The sequence below is a fragment of the Pelomonas sp. KK5 genome (assembly GCF_001984095.1).
Classification (GTDB): Bacteria; Pseudomonadota; Gammaproteobacteria; order Burkholderiales; family Burkholderiaceae_C; genus KK5.
Genome location: NZ_LYVQ01000109.1, coordinates 1 through 21887, shown reverse-complemented (window position 1 = coordinate 21887; position 21887 = coordinate 1). Strand labels below are relative to the sequence as shown.

27 protein-coding genes are annotated in these 21887 nt (G+C 69.1%); 23 read left to right on the top strand and 4 right to left on the bottom strand.

Features of this window, described 5'->3' with window-relative positions; translation table 11 throughout:
- From B0W88_RS17645 to B0W88_RS35210, 6 genes are all read left to right on the top strand, one after another.
- Positions 1-523: flagellin (locus B0W88_RS17645; protein WP_255378658.1), on the top strand; the 523-nt coding region annotated here is incomplete at its 5' end.
- Positions 524-614: 91 nt separating this feature from the next.
- A complete protein-coding gene (gene fliD, locus B0W88_RS17640) occupies positions 615-2066 on the top strand; it encodes a flagellar filament capping protein FliD (RefSeq protein ID WP_077035950.1) in 1452 nt (483 codons plus the stop codon).
- Between the two features lie 200 nt (positions 2067-2266).
- Positions 2267-2686 (top strand): flagellar export chaperone FliS, encoded by a 420-nt coding sequence (gene fliS, locus B0W88_RS17635; RefSeq protein ID WP_233151753.1) that lies wholly within the window; start codon positions 2267-2269, stop codon positions 2684-2686.
- A gap of 114 nt (positions 2687-2800) precedes the next feature.
- Positions 2801-3151 carry a flagellar protein FliT gene (locus B0W88_RS17630; RefSeq protein ID WP_077035948.1) on the top strand — a complete coding sequence of 117 codons (351 nt, stop codon included), beginning with the start codon at positions 2801-2803 and terminating at the stop codon, positions 3149-3151.
- Positions 3152-3225: 74 nt separating this feature from the next.
- The gene (locus B0W88_RS17625; RefSeq protein WP_077035947.1) at positions 3226-3990 is read left to right on the top strand and encodes a flagellar brake protein; all 765 of its coding nucleotides are present in this window, start codon (positions 3226-3228) and stop codon (positions 3988-3990) included.
- Positions 3990-4481: a prepilin-type N-terminal cleavage/methylation domain-containing protein gene (locus B0W88_RS35210; protein WP_158080881.1), complete on the top strand. Its 492-nt coding sequence runs from the start codon at positions 3990-3992 to the stop codon at positions 4479-4481. The genes B0W88_RS17625 and B0W88_RS35210 overlap by 1 nt, the downstream gene beginning before the upstream one ends.
- An 18-nt stretch (positions 4482-4499) precedes the next feature.
- On the opposite strand, the gene fliE is transcribed toward B0W88_RS35210, so the two are convergent.
- Positions 4500-4829, bottom strand: coding sequence for a flagellar hook-basal body complex protein FliE (gene fliE / locus B0W88_RS17615; RefSeq protein WP_077035954.1), 330 nt, complete (start codon positions 4827-4829; stop codon positions 4500-4502).
- Between the two features lie 111 nt (positions 4830-4940).
- Between fliE and fliF the strand changes: the two genes are divergently transcribed.
- From fliF to fliR, 13 genes are all read left to right on the top strand, one after another.
- Positions 4941-6674, top strand: a complete 1734-nt coding sequence (gene fliF / locus B0W88_RS17610) for a flagellar basal-body MS-ring/collar protein FliF (RefSeq protein ID WP_083748856.1) — start codon at positions 4941-4943, stop codon at positions 6672-6674.
- Positions 6675-7670 carry a flagellar motor switch protein FliG gene (gene fliG, locus B0W88_RS17605; RefSeq protein WP_077035945.1) on the top strand — a complete coding sequence of 332 codons (996 nt, stop codon included), beginning with the start codon at positions 6675-6677 and terminating at the stop codon, positions 7668-7670.
- A 39-nt stretch (positions 7671-7709) separates the two neighbouring features.
- Positions 7710-8495: a FliH/SctL family protein gene (locus tag B0W88_RS17600; RefSeq protein ID WP_077035944.1), complete on the top strand. Its 786-nt coding sequence runs from the start codon at positions 7710-7712 to the stop codon at positions 8493-8495.
- On the top strand, positions 8492-9916 hold the full coding sequence (gene fliI, locus B0W88_RS17595) for a flagellar protein export ATPase FliI (protein ID WP_077035943.1): 1425 nt from the start codon (positions 8492-8494) through the stop codon (positions 9914-9916). Before B0W88_RS17600 ends, fliI begins: the two co-directional genes overlap by 4 nt.
- Positions 9917-9944: 28 nt before the next feature.
- Complete coding sequence (gene fliJ / locus B0W88_RS17590) at positions 9945-10439, top strand: flagellar export protein FliJ (RefSeq protein ID WP_077035942.1); 495 nt, start codon at positions 9945-9947, stop codon at positions 10437-10439.
- Between the two features lie 12 nt (positions 10440-10451).
- Positions 10452-11870, top strand: coding sequence for a flagellar hook-length control protein FliK (locus tag B0W88_RS17585; RefSeq protein ID WP_077035941.1), 1419 nt, complete (start codon positions 10452-10454; stop codon positions 11868-11870).
- Positions 11871-12005: 135 nt separating this feature from the next.
- Positions 12006-12614 (top strand): flagellar basal body-associated FliL family protein, encoded by a 609-nt coding sequence (locus tag B0W88_RS17580; RefSeq protein WP_077035940.1) that lies wholly within the window; start codon positions 12006-12008, stop codon positions 12612-12614.
- A 16-nt stretch (positions 12615-12630) separates the two neighbouring features.
- Entirely contained in the window at positions 12631-13635 is a 1005-nt protein-coding gene (gene fliM / locus B0W88_RS17575) for a flagellar motor switch protein FliM (RefSeq protein WP_077035939.1), read from the top strand.
- A 28-nt stretch (positions 13636-13663) separates the two neighbouring features.
- Positions 13664-14065, top strand: coding sequence for a flagellar motor switch protein FliN (fliN, locus tag B0W88_RS17570; RefSeq protein ID WP_369973900.1), 402 nt, complete (start codon positions 13664-13666; stop codon positions 14063-14065).
- A gap of 30 nt (positions 14066-14095) precedes the next feature.
- A complete protein-coding gene (locus tag B0W88_RS17565; protein WP_077035937.1) occupies positions 14096-14434 on the top strand; it encodes a flagellar biosynthetic protein FliO in 339 nt (112 codons plus the stop codon).
- Entirely contained in the window at positions 14424-15188 is a 765-nt protein-coding gene (gene fliP, locus B0W88_RS17560; RefSeq protein WP_077035952.1) for a flagellar type III secretion system pore protein FliP, read from the top strand. Before B0W88_RS17565 ends, fliP begins: the two co-directional genes overlap by 11 nt.
- Positions 15189-15204: 16 nt before the next feature.
- Positions 15205-15474 carry a flagellar biosynthesis protein FliQ gene (fliQ, locus tag B0W88_RS17555; RefSeq protein WP_077035936.1) on the top strand — a complete coding sequence of 90 codons (270 nt, stop codon included), beginning with the start codon at positions 15205-15207 and terminating at the stop codon, positions 15472-15474.
- A 3-nt stretch (positions 15475-15477) separates the two neighbouring features.
- On the top strand, positions 15478-16242 hold the full coding sequence (gene fliR, locus B0W88_RS17550; protein WP_077035935.1) for a flagellar biosynthetic protein FliR: 765 nt from the start codon (positions 15478-15480) through the stop codon (positions 16240-16242).
- Here fliR and B0W88_RS17545 read toward each other — a convergent pair.
- Positions 16235-16636 carry a VOC family protein gene (locus tag B0W88_RS17545; RefSeq protein WP_077035934.1) on the bottom strand — a complete coding sequence of 134 codons (402 nt, stop codon included), beginning with the start codon at positions 16634-16636 and terminating at the stop codon, positions 16235-16237. The two genes, fliR and B0W88_RS17545, sit on opposite strands and share 8 nt — an antisense overlap.
- Before the next feature lie 202 nt (positions 16637-16838).
- Between B0W88_RS17545 and B0W88_RS17540 the strand changes: the two genes are divergently transcribed.
- From B0W88_RS17540 to B0W88_RS17525, 4 genes are all read left to right on the top strand, one after another.
- Positions 16839-18455, top strand: coding sequence for a DUF2235 domain-containing protein (locus B0W88_RS17540; protein WP_077035933.1), 1617 nt, complete (start codon positions 16839-16841; stop codon positions 18453-18455).
- 71 nt (positions 18456-18526) lie between these two features.
- Positions 18527-19123: a hypothetical protein gene (locus tag B0W88_RS17535; protein ID WP_077035932.1), complete on the top strand. Its 597-nt coding sequence runs from the start codon at positions 18527-18529 to the stop codon at positions 19121-19123.
- A gap of 101 nt (positions 19124-19224) precedes the next feature.
- Positions 19225-19443, top strand: coding sequence for a hypothetical protein (locus B0W88_RS17530; protein ID WP_198937865.1), 219 nt, complete (start codon positions 19225-19227; stop codon positions 19441-19443).
- Positions 19444-19456: 13 nt separating this feature from the next.
- A complete protein-coding gene (locus tag B0W88_RS17525; RefSeq protein ID WP_077035931.1) occupies positions 19457-19948 on the top strand; it encodes an SDR family oxidoreductase in 492 nt (163 codons plus the stop codon).
- A gap of 147 nt (positions 19949-20095) precedes the next feature.
- Here B0W88_RS17525 and B0W88_RS17520 read toward each other — a convergent pair whose 3' ends face one another.
- On the bottom strand, positions 20096-21199 hold the full coding sequence (locus tag B0W88_RS17520) for a porin (protein WP_077035930.1): 1104 nt from the start codon (positions 21197-21199) through the stop codon (positions 20096-20098).
- A gap of 59 nt (positions 21200-21258) precedes the next feature.
- A partial coding sequence (locus tag B0W88_RS17515) for an ELWxxDGT repeat protein (protein ID WP_369973899.1) occupies positions 21259-21887 on the bottom strand: 629 nt, incomplete at its 5' end.

Genomic DNA, 21887 nt, shown 5'->3' with positions numbered 1-21887 from the left:
GCAGCTGGCCAGTGAAATCCAGCGCGTGCTGGGCGGCACCACCTTCAACGGCAAGTCCATCCTCGGCGTCGATGCCGGGACGCAGACCTTCCAGGTGGGCGCCAACACGACGACCAACGACACGATCGACGTGGTGACGATGGACCTGACGCAGGACGCGCTCCTGACCGCGGTCGCCGGCACCGACAACACCGGCACCGGCCGCTCGGTGATCGACAACACGGCGACGCCCGCCAGCATCGGCACCGTCATCGACTCGATCGACGCGGCGCTGAACGACGTCAGCGGGCAGCGCGCCCTGCTGGGTGCGGCGCAGAACCGCTTCGACGCGGTGATCTCCAACCTGCAGATCTCGGTGGAGAACCAGAGCGCCGCCAAGAGCCGCATCATGGACGCCGACTTCGCGACGGAAACCGCATCGATGAGCCGCGCGCAGATCCTGCAGCAGGCCGGCACGGCGATGGTGGCCCAGGCGAACCAGCTGCCGCAACAAGTGCTTACCTTGCTCCGCGGCGGCGGCTGATCTCGCCTAAAGTTCCTTCCAAGGCGGCCGATAAAGGCCAGATGGACCGGCCTCGCCCGGTCTTTCCTGCATTGCGGAGCGCATCACCACCATGGCCACCATCACCTCGCTCGGCGTCGGCACCAACGGTCTGGACACCCAATCGCTGGTCGACAAGCTCGTCGCCAACGAGCAGGTGCCGCTGACCCAGCTGAACACCCAGACCAGCACGCTGAAGACCCAGATCTCGGCCTACGGCCAGGTCCAGAGCGCGCTCTCCAGCCTGCAGGACGCCGCGCGCAAGCTGCTCAACCCGAGCACCTGGGGCGCCACCACGGCCAGTTCCAGCGACGCCAGCAGCGTCGCCGTCACCGCAGGCAACGGCGCGGTGGCCGGCAGCATCAATGTGCAGGTGAGCCAGCTGGCCAGCGCGCAGTCGATCGCCAGCCCCGTGCAGGCCGGCTCCACCGCCGCGCTGGGCGGCGGCACGCTGACGATCGAGCTGGGCCAGTGGAACAGTACCGACGGCAGCTTCACGAGCAAGAGCGGCGCCACCGCCGTCAACGTGTCCATCGACGCCACCGACACGCTCAGCACGATCCGTGACAAGATCAACCAGTCCGGCGCCGGCGTGGTCGCCTCGATCGTCACCGACGCCAGCGGCTCGCGCCTGGTGATGCGCTCCAGCGAGACCGGCGCGGCCAACGGCTTCAAGGTCAGCGTGGACGACGCCGACGGCAACGGCGGCGACGCCAGCGGCCTGTCCGCCCTCGCCTACGACCCGACCGCCGGCATCACCTCCGCCACGCTGACCCAGACCGCCGCCAACGCGCAGGCCACGATCAACGGCCTCACGATCAATTCGGCCAGCAATGTGCTGACCACCGCGATCGAAGGCCTCAGCATCAGCCTGCTCAAGCCCACCACCGCGGGCGGCACCACGCTGACCGTCGCGCAGGACACCACCAGCGTCAAGACGGCGATCAACGCCTTCGCCACCGCCTACAACTCGCTGAACTCGCTGCTGCGCGACGACACCAAGTACGACGCCGCCACCAAGACCGCCGGCACCCTGCAGGGCGACGCCACCGCCGTGGGCCTGACCTACAGCCTGCGCAGCCTGATCGCCGGCACCAGCACGCTGGGCGGCTCGGCGATGAGCCGGCTGGCCGACATCGGACTGGACCCGCAGGCCGACGGCTCCATCACCGTGGACGACACCAAGCTCAGCTCCGCCCTGGCCGACCCGGCCAACCTGAAGCTGATGTTCATGGGCCTGGACAAGACGAACGCCGGCAACAGCGGCTTCGCCCAGCAGATGGTCAGCTTCACCAGCCAGGTGCTGGGCGTGGACGGCAGCCTGGCCACCCGCACCAACGGGCTGCAGGCCCGCGTCAACGCCAACGACAAGTCGGCCGATGCGCTGCAGGCCCACATCGACCAGGTCAAGGCGCGGCTGACCGCCCAGTACTCGGCGCTGGACACCAAGATGGCCTCGCTCAACAGCCTGGCCAGCTATGTGAGCCAGCAGTTCAGCAGCAGCAGCTCGTCCTCGTCGGGCTGACGCATAACCCCCTGCCTCGACGCACACCGACGCCCTCCTCGCGAGGGCGTCTTGCATTGCGCTTGCCGGCATCGATCAAGGTGCGCACAATTTGTGAAGTTATGCGTCCCGCGCTTCCTCAAGTTCGCAGGGCGTCCGCCGAAATCATCTGCAGGACAGGCAGATAGTTTCGAAAGCGACGACACCTCATGTACGGCAATATGGCTTCACCCTTCGCCCCGCGTGCCCAGCGCGCCACGATGTACAGCAAGGTGGGTCTGGAGACCGACGTCGGCAGCGCGTCGCCGCACCGCCTCGTGCAGATGTTGTTCGACGGGCTGTTCGAGTCGATGAACCTGGCGCTGGCCGCCATCCGCAACCAGGACGTGGCCCTGAAGAACCGCCAGCTCAGCCGCGCGGTGCGCATCGTCGACGAAGGCCTGAAGTCCGCACTGAACATGGAAGCCGGCACGCTGGCCGCCGACCTGAACGCGCTGTATGCCTATGTGTGCATCCGGCTGACCCAGGCCAACCTGCGCGGCGATGCCGAGGCGATCGAGGAGTGCCAGCGCCTGATGGCGCCGGTGCGCGAGGCCTGGAGCAAGATCGGCCCGAGCGTCACCGAGCAGCGCGCCGCCTGAGCCCGGCCGCGCAAGCAGCCAAGCAAGCAATCAAGCAGTAGATCCCGCGGCACCGGCTTTTCCGGCGCCGACCGACCCATCACGCCCCTGCAGTACACAAGGACGAGCATCATCATGAAAGACTGGCCCGCCACCGACGCCGCCGCCCTCCACGCCGCCGCCGACAGCCCGCAGCTGCTCAGCTACTACGAGGCGATCGAACAGGCCAGCGCCGACATGCTGTCCGCCGCCCGCCAGGGCAACTGGGACGAAGTCGTCAAGCTCGAAGGCGCCTGCGTGCTGCTGATCTCCCAGCTCAAGCACGCCGCCGCCCAGGACCAGCTGGCCCCGGACGAGATGAAGCTCAAGACCCGAATCATGCAGCGCATCCTGGTCAACGACGCCGAGATCCGCCACCTGGCCGAGCCCTGGCTGGAAGACCTGGACCAGGTGCTGGGCGGCCGCACCAAGAAGATGGTGCACTGAGCGCCAGCCCTGCCGGAAGTCCCACCATTCAGCTGAATGGTGGCGTTATGTCGCCATCTGCATAAACTTGCGACATGACGACCGAGTCCCTGATTCCTACAAATACAACAAGCGGCCTGCAGGCCGAGCCCGGCGAGTACCGGATCCATTCCCAGACCGAAGTCCTGGCCCTGCTGCGCCAGCTGCTGGACGAGCGCACCCGCATCGTGCTGAGCACGCCGGGCGGCGCCGCCGTCTCGGTGCGGCTGGACCGCATCGACGCCGAGCGCGGCGTGCTGGGCCTGGACGTGCTGCCGCACGACCCGCAGCTGCAGCTGGTGCTGGGCGCCGACGAGGTCACCGCCAACGCCTTCCTGGACCAGATCCGCGTGGCCTTCGAGGTGGAAGGCCTGGTGATGGTCGGCGGCACCGTGCTGCGCGCCAGCCTGCCGGCGCTGGTGCTGCGCTTCCAGCGCCGCCAGTCCTTCCGCGTCAAGCCCAGCACGCGCACGCCGCAGGTCAAGCTGCGGCTGGGTGGTGAAAAGGCTTCCGAACACCGGCTGCGCATCATCGACATCAGCGTCGGCGGCCTGGCCCTGGTGCTGCCCGCGCCGGCCGAGGTGCCGGAAGCCGGTACCGAATACGACACCCTGGTGGAGCTGGACCGCGAGAACGTCTTCCGCGCCCGGCTGCGCCTGCAGCACGCCTGTCCGATGCCGGTCGAGGAGACGCCGGCCGGCGTCAAGCCCGACCTGAAGCTGGGCTTCGCCTGGGCCGACCTGGGACCGGCGGCGCAGCGGGCGGTGCAGGTGTTCATCGACCAGACGCAGCGCATGAACCGCCTGCTGCGCAAGGGATGATGAGGCCAGGGCGCGGCTTCACCCTGCTGGAGGCCGCCATCGTGGTGGCCGTCATCGCCATCGTCGCCGCGGTGGCGATCCCGAGCTACAACAACTACCGCCAGCGCCGCGAACTGCAGCAGGTCGCCGAGGCGCTGACCCAGGACCTGCGCAGCGCCCGCGAGCTGAGCGTCAGCGCCGGGCAGCCGATCCTCGTCAGCTTCCGCACCGGCGGCGGCAAGTGGTGCTGGGGCATGGCCTACGCGACGGCCTGCGACTGCCTGACCGGCATCCCGGCCTGCAAGATCCGCGCGGTCGGCAACGACGACTACCGCGACGTCTCGATGACCGACGCCACCGAGATCGAGATCACCGCCAAGCTGGCCCAGGTGGCCCGCAGCGGTGGCGCCTCGTTCAGGAACCGGCTGGGCCAGGACCTGCGCGTGCAGATGAGCCTGCTGGGGCATGTGGCCACCTGCGGGCCGGCCTCGCCGGGCGCCAAGTCGTGCTGAACGGCGCTCCCGCGCCGTTCAGACCTGCATGTTCATGATCTCGGAGTAGGCGGACACCAGCCGGTTTCTCACCTGCAGCGTCGCCTGGAAGCCGATCTGCGACTTCTGCATCGCCACCATCGTGTCCTCGAGGCTCACGGTGGGGTTGTCCAGCTGGACCTGCTTCGCCATCTCGCTGGCCTCGTTCATGCTGGCGCTGACGCCCTTCATCGCCGAGGCCATCGCGTCGCCGAAGCTGGCGCCGGCGGTCTTCTGGGTCTTGGCAGTCGCCAGCGGCTGGCCGCTCGTGCTCAGCCCGGCGCGCGCGACGGCCTGGCTGAAATCGAAGGGCGTGAGCTTCATGTCCATGATGAAGCGAAGCATAGGCGCGCCACAGCGCAGCCAAGCCCGGAACTGCGCCCTCATGGTCGGCCTGTTCGCCGCATTCTTGAGGGTGGTTCTCAAAAATAATCTCGGGCAATGGACACCGCCCTCGCCCCCAATGCCGCCATGCCGGTCGCCGCCGTTGCGACCGGCGAGGCCGCGACCACCGTGACCTACCGCGAACGCCTGGCCCAGATGCCGATGCGCTCCAAGGTGATGATGGGCGCCGGCCTGGCCGTGCTGGCCGCGGCGGTGCTGGCGATCACGCTGTGGTCCAGCCAGGGCGATTTCCGGCCGCTGTTCACCGGCCTGTCGGACAAGGACGGCGGCGCCGTCATCGCCCAGCTCCAGCAGATGAACGTGCCTTACCGCAACGAGCCGGGCGGCATCATCTCGGTGCCCGCCGCCCAGGTCTACGACCTGCGCATGAAGCTGGCCGCGGCCGGCCTGCCCAAGGGCGGCACCGTCGGCTTCGAGCTGATGGACAAGAGCTCGATCGGCCAGACCCAGTTCAACGAACGGCTGAACTTCCAGCGCGGCCTGGAAGGCGAGCTGACCCGCACGATCACCGCGCTGGCCGACGTGGCCGACGCCCGCGTCCACCTGGCCCTGCCGCAGCAGAACGGCTTCTTCCGCGAACAGCAGAAGCCCAGCGCCTCGGTGATGCTGACGCTGCGCCCCGGCCATGTGCTGGGCCGCGACCAGGTGGCGGGCATCGTCCACCTCGTTTCCTCCAGCGTGCCCGAGCTGAACCCGAAGGCGGTCAGCGTGCTGGACCAGACCGGCGCCCTGCTCTCCACCAACCCCGACGCCAGCGCCAACGGCCTGGACCAGCAGCAGTTGCTGTACAAGCAGCAGGTCGAGGCCACGACGACCAAGCGCATCTACGAGCTGCTGGAGCCGGTGGTCGGCCACGACAACCTGCGCGCCACCGTCAGCGCCGACCTGGACTTCAACCAGGTGGAATCCACCGCCGAGGAATACAAGCCCAACCAGGGCCAGGGCAACGCGCCCGCCGTGCGCAGCCAGCAGACCAACGAATCGACCAACGCCACGCCGCAGCTGCCCACCGGCGTGCCCGGCGCCGCCACCAACCAGCCGCCGGTGCCCGCCACCGCGCCGGTCAACGGCGCCAGCGCCCCGCTGCAGACCGCCGGCGGCGGCAACGGCACGCAAAGCTCGCGCCGCGACGCCACCACCAACTACGAGCTGGACAAGATGGTGCGCGTGACGCGCAACTCGGTCGGCACCGTGCGCCGGCTGAACGCCGCCGTGGTCATCAACCAGCGCCAGGTCACCGACCCGAAGACCGGCAAGACCAGCAGCGAGCCGCTGCCGCAGGCGGAGATCGACAAGATCACCGCGCTGGTCCAGGAGACCATGGGCTTCAATGCCCAGCGGGGCGACTCGCTGAAGATCATCAGCGCGCCCTTCGTGTCCGACAAGGTCGACGTGCCGGACCTGCCGGTGTGGAAGCAGCCCTGGGTGCTGGACCTGGTGCGCGCCTCGGCGGTGCCGCTGGCCCTGGTGGCGGTGGCGCTGATCGCGGTGTTCGGCATGGTGCGCCCGGCGATGCGCACGCTGAACCCGCCGGAGGCCGAGGCCACCGAGACGGCCGAGGAGCTGCACGCCATCGTCGGCGGCGACGAGGCCCTGCCCGGCGCCGAGGGCGGCGCGCTGGACGGCGGCAATGTCCATGGCCTGCCCATGCTGGAAGGCCCGAGCGAGAATGCCACCCAGATGCTGCAGCGCGCCCGCCTGATGGCCAAGAGCAATCCGATCGCGGTCGCCAACATCATGCGCAACTGGATGACAGGCGAGGAAATCTAAATGGATGATGACGGCGTAGAAGACGCAGCGATCCTCCTGATGTCGCTGGGCGAGGAAGAAGCCTCCGAGGTCTTCAAGCACCTGCAGCCCAAGGAAGTGCAGAAGCTCGGCGAGACCATCGCCAAGCTGAAGGTGATCCCGCGTGAGCGGGTCGAGCAGGTGCTGGAGCGCTTCGACAAGATCGCCGCGCTGCAGAGCAACCTGGTGCCCGACACCGACGAGTACGTGCGCAACGTGCTGCGCAAGGCGCTGGGCGACGAGAAGGCCAACCTGCTGCTGGACCGCATCCTGCACGAGAGCGACGTCTCCTCGATCGAGAGCCTCAAGTGGATGGACGCCAGCTCGGTGGCCGAGCTGCTGCGCAACGAGCACCCGCAGATCATCGCGGCCATCCTCTCCCACCTGGACTACGACCAGACCAGCTCGGTGCTGCGCTCCTTCAGCGAACGTCAACGTAACGAAGTGCTGGTGCGTATCGCCACGCTGGACGGCATCCAGCCGATGGCGCTGAAGGACCTGAACGAGGTGATGAGCCAGGTGCTGGCCGGCGGCGAGCGCATGCGCAAGCAGAACCTGGGCGGGGTGAAGACCGCGGCCGAGATCATCAACATGCTGGGCTCCAGCATCGAGGCCTCGGTGCTGGACTACATCCGCGAGGCGGATGCCGACCTGGCCCAGAAGATCATGGACAACATGTTCACCTTCGACGATCTGGACAAGATCGACGACCGCGGCATCCAGTCCGTGCTGAAGGAAGTGCAGTCCGAGTCGCTGATCGTCGCGCTGAAGGGCGCCAGCACCGAGCTGCGCGAGAAGATCTTCCGCAACATGTCCACCCGCGCCGCCGAGACGCTACGCGAGGACCTGGATTCGCGCGGCCCGGTGCGCCTCTCGGAAGTGGAAAGCGAGCAGAAGGAAATGCTCAAGATCGTGCGCCGCCTCGTCGACGAAGGCCAGATCGTGCTGGCAGGTGGCGGCGACGACCAATTCGTCTAAGCTCCGCCTGTGTCAGTCCAGATTCAGGGTTAGTACCAAGTGGCCCTCAAGCCCCCACCCAGGCAAGTCCCACCTCCCGAGCGCCGTCAAGGCGACGACCGGCGCAGCAGCTATGCGCGCTTCATCCCCGGCGAGGAGCTGGGCGGCTTCTCGGCCTGGCGGCCCGATGCCTTCGGCGGCGTGCCGGCCTCGCGGCCTCCGGTCAGCGCGCCGCAGCCCCCGGCCGCGCCACCGGCCCCGGTGCAGCCGCCCGCGCCGCCGCCGCCCGATCCGGTGCAGCTGCAGCGCGAGGCGCGCCAGTCCGGCTACCAGGACGGCTACCGCGACGGCATGGCCGCGCTGGATGCCTTCAAGCACAGCTTCGCCCAGCAGATGTCCGCCCAGATCGGCGGCCTGGTGAAGAGCTTCGACGGCGAGTTCCTGGCGCTGGAAAGCCAGATGTCCGAGACCCTGGCCCGCATCGCCGTCGAGCTGGCGCGCCAGGTGGTGCGCAGCGAGATCACCGCGCGGCCCGAGCACATCGCCAAGGTGGCGCACGATGCGGTCGAGGCCTTGCTGCTATCGGCCCGCCACGTGCGGGTCCGCGTGAACCCCGAGGACTACCCGCTGGTGATCGAAGGCGCCGGCGAGGAGATGAAGGCCCGCGAAGCCCAGGTGATCCCCGACCCCGACGTGGCCCGCGGCGGCTGCGCGGTGGAGTCCGACATCGGCAGCGTGGACGCCAGCCTCGCCGCCCGCTGGCAGCAGGCCGCCGCGGCGATGGGGCAGGCCTCGCTGTGGGAAGACCGGCGCGGCAGCCGCGACGATGACGAGGGCGGCAAATGACAGCCCGGCAGGAGCGCTGGAGCCAGTACCTGGAGGACCTGCAGTCCTTCGCCGGCAACACCGTGCCCATCGAATCGCAGGGCAAGCTGGTCCGCGTGGCGGGCCTGGTGCTGGAGGCCAGCGGCGTGCGCGTGCCCGTCGGCTCGGTCTGCGAGATCCACATGCCCAGCTCCGGCGCCAATCCGCGCCGTGGGCTCAAGCCGGTCAACGCCGAGGTGGTCGGCTTCTCCGGCGACCGCGCCTACCTGATGCCCACCGACGAGGTGCAGGGCCTGTCCAGCGGCGCGCGGGTCGTGCCGCGGCCGCTGCCGCTGCTCTCGCCCCGGCTGGGCCAGCCCCATCACCCCTGGCGGCGCAACGAGGACCGCGGCCTGCACCTCCCCATGGGTAACGGATTACTTGGACGGGTCGTCGATTCGCACGGCCACCCGCTGGACCGCCGCGGCCCGCTGGCCGAGGTGCACGGCGAGCCGATGGTGCGCCGGCCGATCAACGCGATGGACCGAGACCCGGTGCGCACGCCGCTGGACACCGGCGTGCGGGCGATCAACGCGATGCTCACCGTCGGCCGCGGCCAGCGCCTGGGCCTGTTCGCCGGCACCGGCGTCGGCAAGTCGGTGCTGCTCGGGATGATGGCGCGCTACACGCAGGCGGACGTGATCGTCGTCGGCCTGATCGGCGAGCGCGGCCGCGAGGTCAAGGAGTTCATCGACGACATCCTCGGCGAGGAGGGCCTGGCCCGCTCGGTCGTGGTGGCCGCGCCGGCCGACGCGCCGCCGCTCTTGCGCATGCAGGGTGCCCACTACGCCACGGCCATCGCCGAGCACTTCCGCGACCAGGGCCTGCACGTGCTGCTGCTGATGGACTCGCTGACCCGCTACGCGATGGCGCAGCGCGAGATCGCGCTGGCCATCGGCGAGCCGCCGGCCACCAAGGGCTATCCGCCCAGCTGCTTCGCCAAGCTGCCGCAGCTGGTGGAGCGCAGCGGCAACGGCCTGCCCGGCGAGGGCTCGATCACCGCCTTCTACACGGTGCTCAGCGAGGGCGACGACACGCAGGATCCGATCGCCGACGCGGCGCGCGGCATCCTCGACGGCCACATCACCCTGTCCCGCGACCTGGCCGAGGCCGGCCACTACCCGGCCATCGACATCGAGCGCTCGATCTCGCGGGTGATGACGAATGTAGTGGGCCAAACACAGGTCGAATCGGCGCGTCGGTTCCGCCAGTTGCTGGCCAAATACAACAAGGCCCGCGACCTGATCCAGCTGGGCGCCTATGCGCCGGGCCATGACCACGAGCTGGACCTGGCCGTGCGCCTGCATGCCGAGATGGTGCGGCTGCTGCAGCAGGACATGCATACCCCGGCACCGCTGGAGGCGAGCGTGAAGCAGCTGCAGGCGGTGGTGCACGGCGCCTGAACGTGACGGAACAGCAAGAAGGACAACAATGAGCAACAGCACCACCAGCCTGCAGACCCTCGGCGTGCTGCTGGAGCGTGCCGAAGCCGAGCGCGACGAGGCGCTGAAGCTGCTGCGCGAGGCCGAGGCGCGCGCCGCGCAGGCCGCCGCCCAGGCCAGCCAGCTGAGCCAGTACCGCGTCGACTACCGCCAGCGCTGGACCGAGCAGTTCTCCCGCCAGGGCACGATGGACATCGTCGGCTGCTACCAGAACTTCGGCGGCAAGCTGGACCAAGCGGTCGACAGCCAGGGCGCCATCGCCCTGCACGCGCAGACCAAGGTGGAGCGCGCCCGCGCGCTGCTGGCCGAGAAGGAGATGCGCGTGGCCGCCATCGGCAAGCTGATCGAACGCCGCCGCATCGAGATGGGCCGCGCCGTGCAGCGCCAGGAACAGAAGCTCACCGACGAGCAGGCCGCGCGCACCGCCGCAGGCAACAACCGCAATCCGCAGAGTCCCGGGACCCTGGGCCGGTTCATCGCCTGAGACCCGACACCGATGAAGATCACTTCCTCCTCCCCCGCCACGTCGTCTTCCACGCCCGCCGCCGAGACGGGCTCCAGGGTGTCCGACCCCACCGGTAACGCCGACTTCCAGCGCATGCTGCGCACCAGCGCCGCCCAGCTGATGGCGCCGCCGCTGCAGAGCGCGCAGCCGGTGCCGGTGATGCCGACGCAGCAGCAACAACAGGCCGCGGCGAAGCCGGCTTCTTCTTCGACGGAAGGCATCAGCGACACGCAGCGCGAGGAAAGCCGGCTGGCCAATGCACGCAGCACCGCCAGGCCTGCGCAGACCCGGGCGCCGGAGCACCAGACCGCGCCGCAGGATGCGGCCGTGGCCGACAGCGATCCCCAGCAGGCCGCGCAGGCCGAAGCGCCGGCCGATGCCGCGGCGCAGGCGAAGCCCCAGGCCGGCAAGGCCGAGGATGCGGCCAGCGCCAAGCCCGCCGTCGCCTCGACCAAGCAGAAGACAGAGGCCAAGGCCGATGCGAAGACGCCGGCCAGCACCGACGACGCGGCCCCGGCCGATGACAGCAAGGACGCGGCGGGCCAGCCCGCCACGGCCGCCGCCGACCCGGCAGCCCTGCTCGCCGCCACCCAGGCGCAGGACCAGCAGCTCGCCGCCGGTGCCGATGCCGCAAGCGATGCCAAGGCCAAGGCCGACAGCTCGCGCCATGCGCTGGTGGCCGATGCCGGCCGCCAGGCAGACACCGACGCCGCGGCCACGCAGCAGGCGCAGAACGGCGGAGCCGCCGGCCAGCCGCAGCAGGCCGATGCCGCGGCCGCCGGCAGCAGCTTCGCCGCGATGCTGGGCGCCGCGCGCCAGCAGCCCGGCGCTGCAGCGCCGACACCCGGCGACCACGCCGCCGCGACCCCGGCCGCGCTGGCCGCCCTCGGCGGCGCCGCGCAGGGTGCCGCGCGCGCCGACACCTCGTCGGCGACGACCGCCACCGCCACCGGCACCTCGGTCGTGCTGCCCCAGCCGCTGCACGATCCCTCCTTCGCCTCCGCCATGGCGGCCCGCCTTTCGGTGCTCGCCGCCGACGGCGTCCAGCAGGCCCAGCTGCACCTGAACCCGGCCGAGATGGGCCCGGTGGCGGTGCAGATCACCGTGGACGGCCAGCAGGCGCAAGTCTCCTTCCATGCCCAGAACGCCGAGACCCGCGCGGTGCTCGAGCGCGGCCTGCCCGACCTGGCCGCCGCGCTGCGCGACACCGGGCTGACGCTCAGCGGCGGCGGCGTGTTCCAGCAATCTTCATCCGGCGGCGGCGCCAATGGCGACGCATCGGGCCAGCAGCAGCGCGGCTCCGGTTCGGCTAACGCTTCAGCTCAGCGGATTGGCGGGCTCGATGCTCCGGCCGCGCGGGTGGCCGCGACGGCCAGCCGCCCGCGCGGCGTCGTCGACCTGTACGCCTGAGCGGATTAGCACCGCCCTCGCCGGCCTTATTGACGCATGCCCCCGGGGCAATGCGTCAATAATCGCCGTTAGCACCGTCCGTCCGCCCACGCGCACGGGCGCGTAGGAAGATCGAGGAAACGAACAGGAGTCCCCATGGCCACAGCAGCCGCTGGCGCCGACGCCCCCAAGGGCGGCGGCAACAAGAAGCTCATCATCATCCTGGCCGCCGTGCTGGTGCTGGTGCTGGCTGGCGGCGCCGCGCTCCTGCTGATGAAGAAGAAGGCCTCGGCCGAGGACGAGGAAGGCGCCGACGCCGCGCCGGCCGCCACCCACGCCCCGGCCAAGAAGAAGGACGGCAAGCCGCCGGTCTTCGTGCCGCTGGACCCCTTCACCGTCAACCTGACCGACAAGGAAGTGGACCGCTTCGCCCAGGTCGGCGTGACGCTGCAGGTGGACGACGAGCACGTCGCCGAAGAGATCAAGAAGTACCTGCCCGCCATCCGCAGCAATGTGCTGATGGTGCTCTCGCACAAGTCCTCGGCCCAGCTGCTGAGCCCCGAGGGCAAGGAGAAGCTGGCCCGCGAGATCATGCGCGAGTCGGTGCGGCCGATGGGCGTCGAGCTGGACGACGACGATGACGACGACGAGGCCGCAGCCGCTGCGTCCGCCGGCGACCCGCCGAAGAAAAAGAAGAAGAAGAAGCGCCGCAATGTCGAGAGCCCGGTGACCCAGGTCCTGTTCTCCCAATTCATCGTGCAGTGATTGCAGGGCTAACGCCATGAATCAGCAGATCCTTTCGCAAGACGAAGTCGATGCACTGCTCCAGGGCATCACCGGGGAGAGCCAGAAGCTCGAAGCGGAAGAGGAGCAGGTCGGCGGCATACGCGACTACAACCTCGCCAGCCAGGAGCGGATCGTCCGTGGGCGCATGCCCACGATGGAGATCATCAACGAACGCTTCGCGCGCAACATCCGCGTGGGCCTGTTCAACTTCATCCGCAAGAGCCCGGAAGTCGCCATCGGCGGCATCAAGGTGCAGAAATACAGCGCCTTCCTGCGCGAGATCGTCGTGCCGACGAACTTCAACATCGTCTCGGTCAAGCCGCTGCGCGGCTCGGGGCTGATCGTCTGCGACCCGACCCTCGTGTTCGCCGTCATCGATTCCCTCTTCGGCGGCATCGGCAAGTTCCACGCGCGCATCGAGGGCCGCGACTTCTCCGCCACCGAGCAGCGCGTGATCCTGCGCCTGGTGGAGGTGATCACCGCCGAGTACCGCAAGGCCTGGATGGGCATCTACCCGCTGGAACTGGACTACCAGCGCTCGGAGATGCAGCCGCAGTTCGCCAACATCGCCACGCCCAGCGAGATCGTGGTCTCGACCTCGTTCACGCTGGAGATCGGCGAGACCAGCGGCACCGTCTACTTCTGCATTCCCTACTCCACGCTGGAGCCGATCCGCGACGTGCTCTACAGCACCACGCAGGGCGACTCCTCCGAGCCCGACCGCCGCTGGGTCAACCTGCTGAAGCACCAGATCCAGGCCGCCGAGGTGGAGCTGGTGGCCGAGCTGGCCCATGCGCCGGCCACCGTCGAGCAGCTGCTGGCCTTCAAGCCCGGCGACTTCATCGAGCTGGACCTGGAGCAGGTCATCAAGGCCAAGATCGACGGCGTGCCCATCTACGACTGCCACTACGGCACGTCCAACAACAAGTATTCGATCAAGATCGACAAGATGCTGACCAGCCCGGACTCTGGCTGGCTGGGAGCCCGAGATGCCACCTGATTCACCGAGCCAAGAAGAACAGGACGCAATGGCGGCCGAGTGGGCCGCTGCGCTTGCCGAAGCCGCGCCCCAACAGGAAGTGGCCGAGGAGGTGCGCCCGGTCGCCGACCAGGTGGCGCCCGCCGCGTTCACCAACTTCTCGCCCACGCCGGGCAATATGCCCACCGGCGACATCAACATGATCCTGGACATCCCGGTCCAGCTGACGGTTGAACTGGGCCGCACCCGCATCCCGATCAAGAACATCCTGCAGCTCGCGCAGGGCTCCGTCGTCGAGCTCGACGCGCTGGCCGGCGAGCCGATGGACGTGCTGGTCAACGGCTACCTGATCGCCCAGGGCGAGGTGGTGGTGGTGAACGACAAGTTCGGCATCCGGCTGACGGATATCGTGACGCCTTCCGAGCGCATGAGGCGCCTGAGCAAGGCCTGACCCCGCCGCGGTGGCGGACAATGACACCGCATGAATAACTCCTTACTTCCCTTCCTCTGGTTCATCGGCATCCTGTGCCTGATCCCGCTGGCGCTGTGGCTGCTCAAGCGCACGCCGCTGGGCGGCACCTCGCACAGCGGGTCCATGCGCGTGATCGCCGCGCTGCCGATCTCGCCGAGCCAGCGGATCCTCACCGTCGAGGTGGGCCAGGGCGAGGACCGCAAGTGGCTGGTGCTGGGTGTCACCGGCCAGCAGATCACGACGTTGCATGTGATGCCGCCGCAGGCGGAGGCGCCGGGGGCGGTGCAGCAGGCATCGTTCGCGCAGTTGCTGGGCGCCAAGCTGCGGGGTGAGCAGCGTGCGCCTTGATAACGCATTACGCCGGCTGACTGCGCTTTCGGTGCTGGCCCTGCTGCCGCTGATCGCCGGCGCCCAGCAGAGCGCCCCGCCCGCCACCCTGCCCCTGCTGGTCGGCCAGGGCGCCGGCGGCAGCAGCTACTCGGTGCCGATCCAGACCCTGCTGTTCTTCACCGCCCTGGGCTTCCTGCCCGCGGTGCTGCTGATGATGACGGCCTTCACGCGCATCGTGATCGTGCTGTCGCTGATGCGGCAGGCGCTGGGCACGCAAGCCGCCCCACCCAATCAGGTGATCGTCGGCCTGTCGCTGTTCCTGACCTTCTTCGTGATGAGCCCGACGCTGGACAAGGTCTACGCCGATGCCTGGGCGCCCTACTCCGCCGGCACCATCCCCTTCGAGACCGCGCTGCAGCGCGCCGAGCCGCCGATGCGCGGCTTCATGCTCAAGCAGACGCGGCAGAGCGACGTGGCGCTGTTCTCGCGCCTGGCCAAGCTCGATGCCGGCGTGAAGCCCGAGGACGTGCCCTTCAAGGTGCTGGTGCCCGCCTTCGTCACCAGCGAGCTGAAGAGCGCCTTCCAGATCGCCTTCCTGGTCTTCATCCCCTTCCTGGTGATCGACATGATCGTCAGCTCGGTGCTGATGAGCCTGGGCATGATGATGCTGTCGCCGGTGCTGGTCTCGCTGCCCTTCAAGCTGATGCTGTTCGTGCTGGCGGACGGGTGGAACCTGCTGCTGGGCTCGCTGGCCGCCTCGTTCGCCACCTAACGCTCAAGGTCGACGCATGGATTCCCAACAAGTCTTCACCCTCGGCCAGCAGGGCCTGTACGTGCTGATGATGGTGGCCGCGCCGGTGCTGCTGACGGTGCTCGCCGTCGGCGTGCTGGTCAGCGTGTTCCAGGCGGCCACGCAGATCAACGAGTCGACGCTCTCCTTCGTGCCCAAGGTCGTGGCCGCCATCGCCGTGCTGGCGATCGCCGGGCCGTGGATGGTCACGACGCTGGTGGAGTACATCCAGCGGACGCTGATGGCGATTCCGAACGCGGTGGGTTGATCGATGTTCTCGGTCACCGAGGCCCAGCTCCTCGCCTGGCTGAACCCGCTGCTCTGGCCCTTCCTGCGCACGCTGTCGCTGTTCGCCGGCATGCCCACCTTCAGCCAGCGGGCGGTGCCGCTGCGGCTGCGCATCGGCCTGGCCTTCTTCGTCTCGCTGTGTGCCCAGCCCTCGCTGCCGCAGATGCCGGTGATTCCGCTGGACGGGCTGCCGCTGCTGCTCCTGCTGCTGGCCCAGCAGATGCTGATCGGCCTGGCGATGGGCTTCGCGGTGCGGGTCGTGTTCGCGGCGCTGGAGTTCGCGGGCGAGCTGATCGGGCTGCAGATGGGGCTGAACTTCGCCGGCTTCTTCGATCCGTCGACCGGCGGCCAGGGCACGTCCAGCTCGCGCTTCTTCGGCTCGATGGTGGCCTTCCTGTTCATCGCGATCAACGGCCACCTGCTGCTGATCAACGCGCTGGTGCAGAGCTTCCAGGCCTTCCCGGTCGGCGACGAGCCCTTTGCCTTCCTGCGCGCCGCGCAGCCGCATCGCTGGGGCGCCGAGATCTTCAGCATCGGCCTGTGGATCGCGCTGCCGCTGGTGACGATGCTGCTCTTCGTCAACCTGGTGCTCGGCGTGATCTCGCGCGTGGCGCCGCAGATCGGCATCTTCGCGGTCGGCTTCCCGCTGACCGTGTCGATCGGCCTGATCGGCATGGTGGCCACGCTGCCGCTGATGCAGACGCCGTTCCAGGTGGCGCTGGAGCGGCTGCTGGCCGCCTTCAGCTAGCGGCTGCCGGGTCCATCCAGAGCGCGGCCCACATGTGGCCGTCCGGGTCGGCGAGGTCACGGGTGACCATGAAGCCGTGGTCCTCCATCGGGTTCACGTCGGCCGTGCCGCCATGGGCCGCTGCGGCCTCGTTCATCGCATCGACGGCGGCGCGGCTCTCCAGCGCCAGCGAGAGCATCATCGCGCAGGACCCGGCGGGCGGGAACGGCCGCTGCGTGAAGGTGCGCCACTTGGCGTGGGTGACCAGCATGACCTGGATGGATTCGCTCCAGGCCATGGCGGCCCCGCCCTCGCCGCTGAGCTGCGGATTCTGGGTGAAGCCGAGGGCCTTGTAGAAGGCGGTCGAGACCGCGAGATCGGCGACGGGGAGGCTGATGAAGAGGGTCTTGGTCATGGCGGTTCCTGTGGCTTGTCCGGGGTTCGGAGCCTGCACCCGAGCGGGACTCCGCCCACACGACGATCGGTGCGCCCCTGAATCGACAACATTGCGAATCCTCCTTCGGCCGGAGGCGGAACCCGAGGCTCTCCACAAGTCTGCGGATTCCGGGCACTGGTCGAGCTGAGACGATGGCCGCCCGGCAAGTGGAGGAGACGACATGGCCAATAAGAAGCTGATCATCGCCTGCGACGGCACCTGGAATTCGCCCGAGCAGCGCCGCAACGACGTCGCTGCACCGACCAACGTCGTGCGGCTGCACAACTGCATCGCCAAGCGCGATGCAGCCGGCGTCGAACAGCGGCGCTACTACCACTCCGGCGTCGGCAGCGAAGGCAACCTGGTCCAGCGCGTGGCCGGCGGCGCCTTCGGCAAGGGCATCAGCGCCAACATCATCGCGGCCTATGCCTGGCTGGCTCAGCAGTACGAGCCGGGCGACGAGATCTGGCTGTTCGGCTTCAGCCGCGGCGCCTTCAGCGCACGCAGCCTGGCGGGCATGGTCGGCTGCTGCGGGCTGCCGGTGGTCGGCAGCAGGACCGCCAGCGAGGTCTGGGAACTGGCGCAGCAGGCCTTCGCGGAGATCTATCGCGTCGAGCCGGACAAGCGTCCTGTTCCGAAGTGGGCGCTGCACCCGGTGGACCCGGTCACGGGCAAGACGCCGATCCGCTTCATCGGCGTCTGGGACACCGTGGGCGCGCTCGGCGTGCCGGACGATCTCGGCGTGCTCGACCTGTTCGACGACCCGACGCACTGGAAGTTCCACGACGCGCAGCTGGGCGCCGGCGTGGCCCATGCGCGCCATGCACTGGCGATCGACGAGATGCGCTCCAGCTTCACGCCGACGCTGTGGACGGCGAAGAATCCGGAACCCGGAAAGCCCGAACGAGTCCTCAATGATGCCGATCAGCCGGGCAAGCCGGCCCGCGTCAAGCAGCTCTGGTTCCCCGGCGCGCACAGCGACGTCGGTGGCGGCTACGGCGAATGCCAGCTGTCCGACGGCGCGCTGAAGTGGATGGTCGACGAGGCGGCGGGCATCGGGCTGGCCTTCGACCCGGCCATGGTCGAGCAGATCCTGCCGAGCCCGCGCGGGCTGCTGCACGAGTCCAACGAGGGCGGCTTCAAGCTGTTCAAGTCCCGCCCGAGGAACCGGCCGCCGCTGGAGGCGAACTCGCCGCACTACCACCCCAGCGCCTGGCTGCGCGACCAGGCGCCGCCGATCACCCAGTGCCCCTACCACCACCCGACCCGGCTGCTGGCAGTGGGCGAGACGGCCGACGCCATCGACGTGCAGGCGCGCATCCAGTGGAACGAGACCGGCATCTACCTGCAGCCCGGGGCCGTCTACGAGTTCAGCGCCACGGGCGAATGGCTGGACAAGGATCTGCCCTGCGGGCCCGACGGCAAGCGCATCGGGAAGTTCCGCATCGGCGACGCGGTGCACGCGGCGCTTGGCGCCGTGGGCGCCGTAGAGACCGCGGCCAACAAGCTCTTCAACACGCCCGGCGTCGACCTGCCGGCGACCCGGCGCCACGAGGACATGCCGTGGTTCTGCCTCGTCGGGGCGATCGCCAACGACGGCGCCCGCCAGGTCGCCAACCCCGACGGCGACGGCTCCGCGCCACCGCATCAGGCCTTCCGCATCGGCGCCGGCTGCCGGCTCACCGTGCCCGACGACAGTGCCTGCGCCGGCTACCTCTACTGCTATGCCAACGACGCCTGGCACTTCTACGACAACAACCTGGGCAGCGTGACCCTGTCGGTCACGCGCGTCGCCTGAAGCTTGCCTTCGGCTGGCCGCGCTTCGCCACGCGTCGCCGGTGAACTGCGGCACGACATGGAGATGGGTCGATGGACGGAACAGACCAGGCCGCCCCGCAGGGAGCCGTGGCAAACAAGGTGGATCCCAGGGCCGCGGGCCTTCCTCCCACCGAGGGTTCCTCAAGCGGAGGCGTGGATGTGCCGGCGGCGATCAAGCAGGCGCTCTACTTGGTGTTCCTGTGGTGCCTAGCCGGCATTGCCCTGGGGTACGGCGTCAGGTTCTGGAACGACGCTCCGGTGCACTCCAGCTTCATTCCCTTCGTCGGGATCGCGTTCTCGGCGATCCTCTCGTTCGCGGTGGTGATGGCCTTCCGCTCCGTGTCCGGCGAAGTCGATTTCCAGTTTGGCCAGGTCAAGTTCAAGGGTGCATCCGGCCCTGTGCTGTTCTGGTCGATCTGCTTTCTGGCGGTCGCCTACGGCATGTATCTCCTGGGCATCACGGATGTTGCCAAGGCAGATGCGCCGGTGGGTTACAAGTCCTGTTCGGTCGGCGAGATCGCGCTTCACAAGTGCTCGCTGAACGCGCCGCAGCCCGACGCGTCGGCAAGTCGCCGGCTCCCGGATCCACAAGCTCAGGAACTGCCGCAGGCGCCCGCACCCTCTCATCGTCCAGCGCTGGCCCCATAGGGCGCGAACACCTCCGCCGCCCAGTCGACAAAGGCGCCCCGCGCGGCGACGAGCGCATCGACATCCGCCTGTCCACGCCCGGCAAGGCGGGCGACGAGATCGTGCTGGAGGCGGTGCCACGGCATCCGACCGCGGAGCAGCTGTTCGCCGGCGTCTACTTCCTCCAGGCGCAGATCGATGTGCGCATGCCCGGCGTCGCGCACGAGATGGCAGAGGCCATCGCGCATGCGGCGCATGCGATGTGCCCGTACTCGAAGGCCGTTCACGGCAATATCGACGTCGTCGCGAACGTCGACGTGGCGCTCGCCCTGGCAGCGTAGTCCGGAGCGCAGCATGTCCAAACCTCTCGCCCACAAGGTCGCCCTCGTCACCGGCGGTTCGCGCGGCATCGGTGCCGCCATCGCGCGCCGCCTGGCGCAGGACGGCGCCGATGTCGCCATCAGCTACTCGGCCTCCGCCGACCGGGCGGAGGCGCTGGTCAAGGAACTGATCGCCCTCGGCGCGCGCGCCACGGCCGACCGCACGCCGTGGCCGGGCGTGGCCGACTACTCGGCGACCAAGGCCGCGGTGTCCGCCTACACCCGCGGCTGGGCGCGTGACCTCGCCCCGCGCGGCATCACCGTCAACACCGTGCAGCCGGGCTCGGTCGACACGGAGCTGAATCCGCAGCACGGCGATTTCGCCGCGGTGCAGAAGGCCGCCATTCCGCTCGCCCGCTACGCCCGGCCCGAGGAGATCGCCGCGGCCGTCGCCTTCCTCGCCGGCCCCGAGGCCAGCTTCATCACGGGCATCGCGCTCGACGTCGATGGCGGGGCGGCGGCCTGATCGCCGGAGCCCCGCGCCGGTCCGGGAAGTTCCCAGCGGCGCGATCGCCGTTCGCTGATGGCGGGAGGCAGGTCCGCATCTCCCGATGCGGCCCTCAGCTCCCGCAGGCATCGCAGCAGCAAGGCCATCGCGCTTCTTCGATCAGTCTCAGAACACGTGGCGGACGCCCACGGCCAGGATGCTCGGATCCTGGCCCAGGCCGCTCGGCGCGAAGTTGGCCGTGGCGCTGAACAGGCCCAGGTTCGCACGGTCGTTGTTGGTCACGTGCGCGTAGGAGCCGTACAGGTAGGTGCGCTTGGACATCGCGTACTCGTAGGTCAGCGCCAGCGTCGTCGCGCGGCCGTCGTCGCCGGAGATCTTGTCGAAGCGGCTCGAGTAGATCTGGGCCAGCACGCGGCTGTTCTGCAGCGGCACCTGCACGCCGATGTTGTAGTTGGTCTGCTTCAGCGTCGTGTTGGCGGTGACGGTGATGTTGGTCTCCGACGGGTCGAAGGCGAAGTAGCCGACCACCAGCTTGGCCGGGCCGAAGTCGTACTGGACGCCCACGCTCTCCGCATGCTGCCAGGCCGGGCCGGCGTTGGCCGGGATGTCCTTGACGCTCTGCTTGGAGCGGTAGTAGCTGGCGCTGACGCCGAAGGGGCCGCTGGTCCAGGTGAAGCCCGGGTTGATCATGCGGCCGCCGCTGTTGGCGGCCTCGTCGCCGGCCGCCACCATCAGCCGGCCGGTGAAGCCGCCGGTGGTGAAGGTGCCGAGCAGCGAGTTGTTGATGCGGGCCATCTGGCCCTGCGTGCCGTCGCCGGCGGCGGCGGCGCTGGCCACGTTGATGCCGGTCAGGTTGGAGTTGCCCCAGTAGGTCTGGCCGGTGGCATCCGAGAAGATCAGGGTCTGCCACAGCGGCGAGTACTGGCGGCCGGCGCTGACGTTCCACTGCTTGGTGCCGAGGCCGACCCAGATCTGGCGGCCCCAGGCCAGGTTGCCCTGCTGCAGCACGCCGGTGTCGGCGCCGATGCCCATCTCCATCCAGAAGTTGGCGGACAGGCCGCCGCCGAGGTCCTCGGTGCCACGGAAGCCCAGGCGGCTGCCGTTGCCGACGCCGGAGTCCATGATCTTGCGGTTGACGCCGGAGCCCGCGTGCTGGGCTTCGACGGCCATGTCCAGCACGCCGAACACGGTGACCGTGCTCTGCGCCTGGGCGGCCAGGGCCGGCAGGCCGAGGATGAGGGCGGGAATCAAATGCTTCTTGATGGACATGGAAGTCTCCTTGGTTGAATTCGAGGTGGGTGAGAAAAAACTTGTTGAATGGATTCGTGTCAGCGCGAGGTCGGCAGCGCGACGCGCCGGATCTGCCCGGCTTCGAGGATCCACAGCGAGGTGTCGCCGTTGCCGTCGTCGGCCGCGAAGAACAGCAGCGCGACGCCCGCCGGCGTGAACTGGTGCGGGAAGGAACCCTTCGGGCCGGGCCTCAAGTCGGCCAGCAGGTGGGTGCCGGACGCTTCGCCGTCGGTGCGCCAGAGCTCGAAGCCGTGCACGCCGTCGAGCGCCGCGAACAGCAGCGAGTCCTGCTGCGCGTACAGCCGCGCCGGTGCGGACGGCTCCGGTCCCGCGACGATGTCGATCACCATCGCGGTTCCCGCGGCCGTGCCGTCGGACTTCCACAGCTCCGCGCCATGCACGCCATCGGTGGCCGAGAAGAACAGCGTGTGGCCGACCGCCGTCAGGAAGCTCGGCAGCGCATGGGCCGCGCCGGGGTTGATGTCCTTGACGATGCGCGTGCCTTCGGCCGTGCCGTCGCTGCGCCAGAGCTCGATGCCGCTGCGGCCGTCGTCGGCGGCGAAGTAGAGCGAACCGTCCATCGCCGCCAGGTACTGCGGGTGGCTGCCGCCGGCGCCGGCCTGGATGTCGGCCACCATGCGCGTGCCGGCCTCGCTGCCGTCGCTGG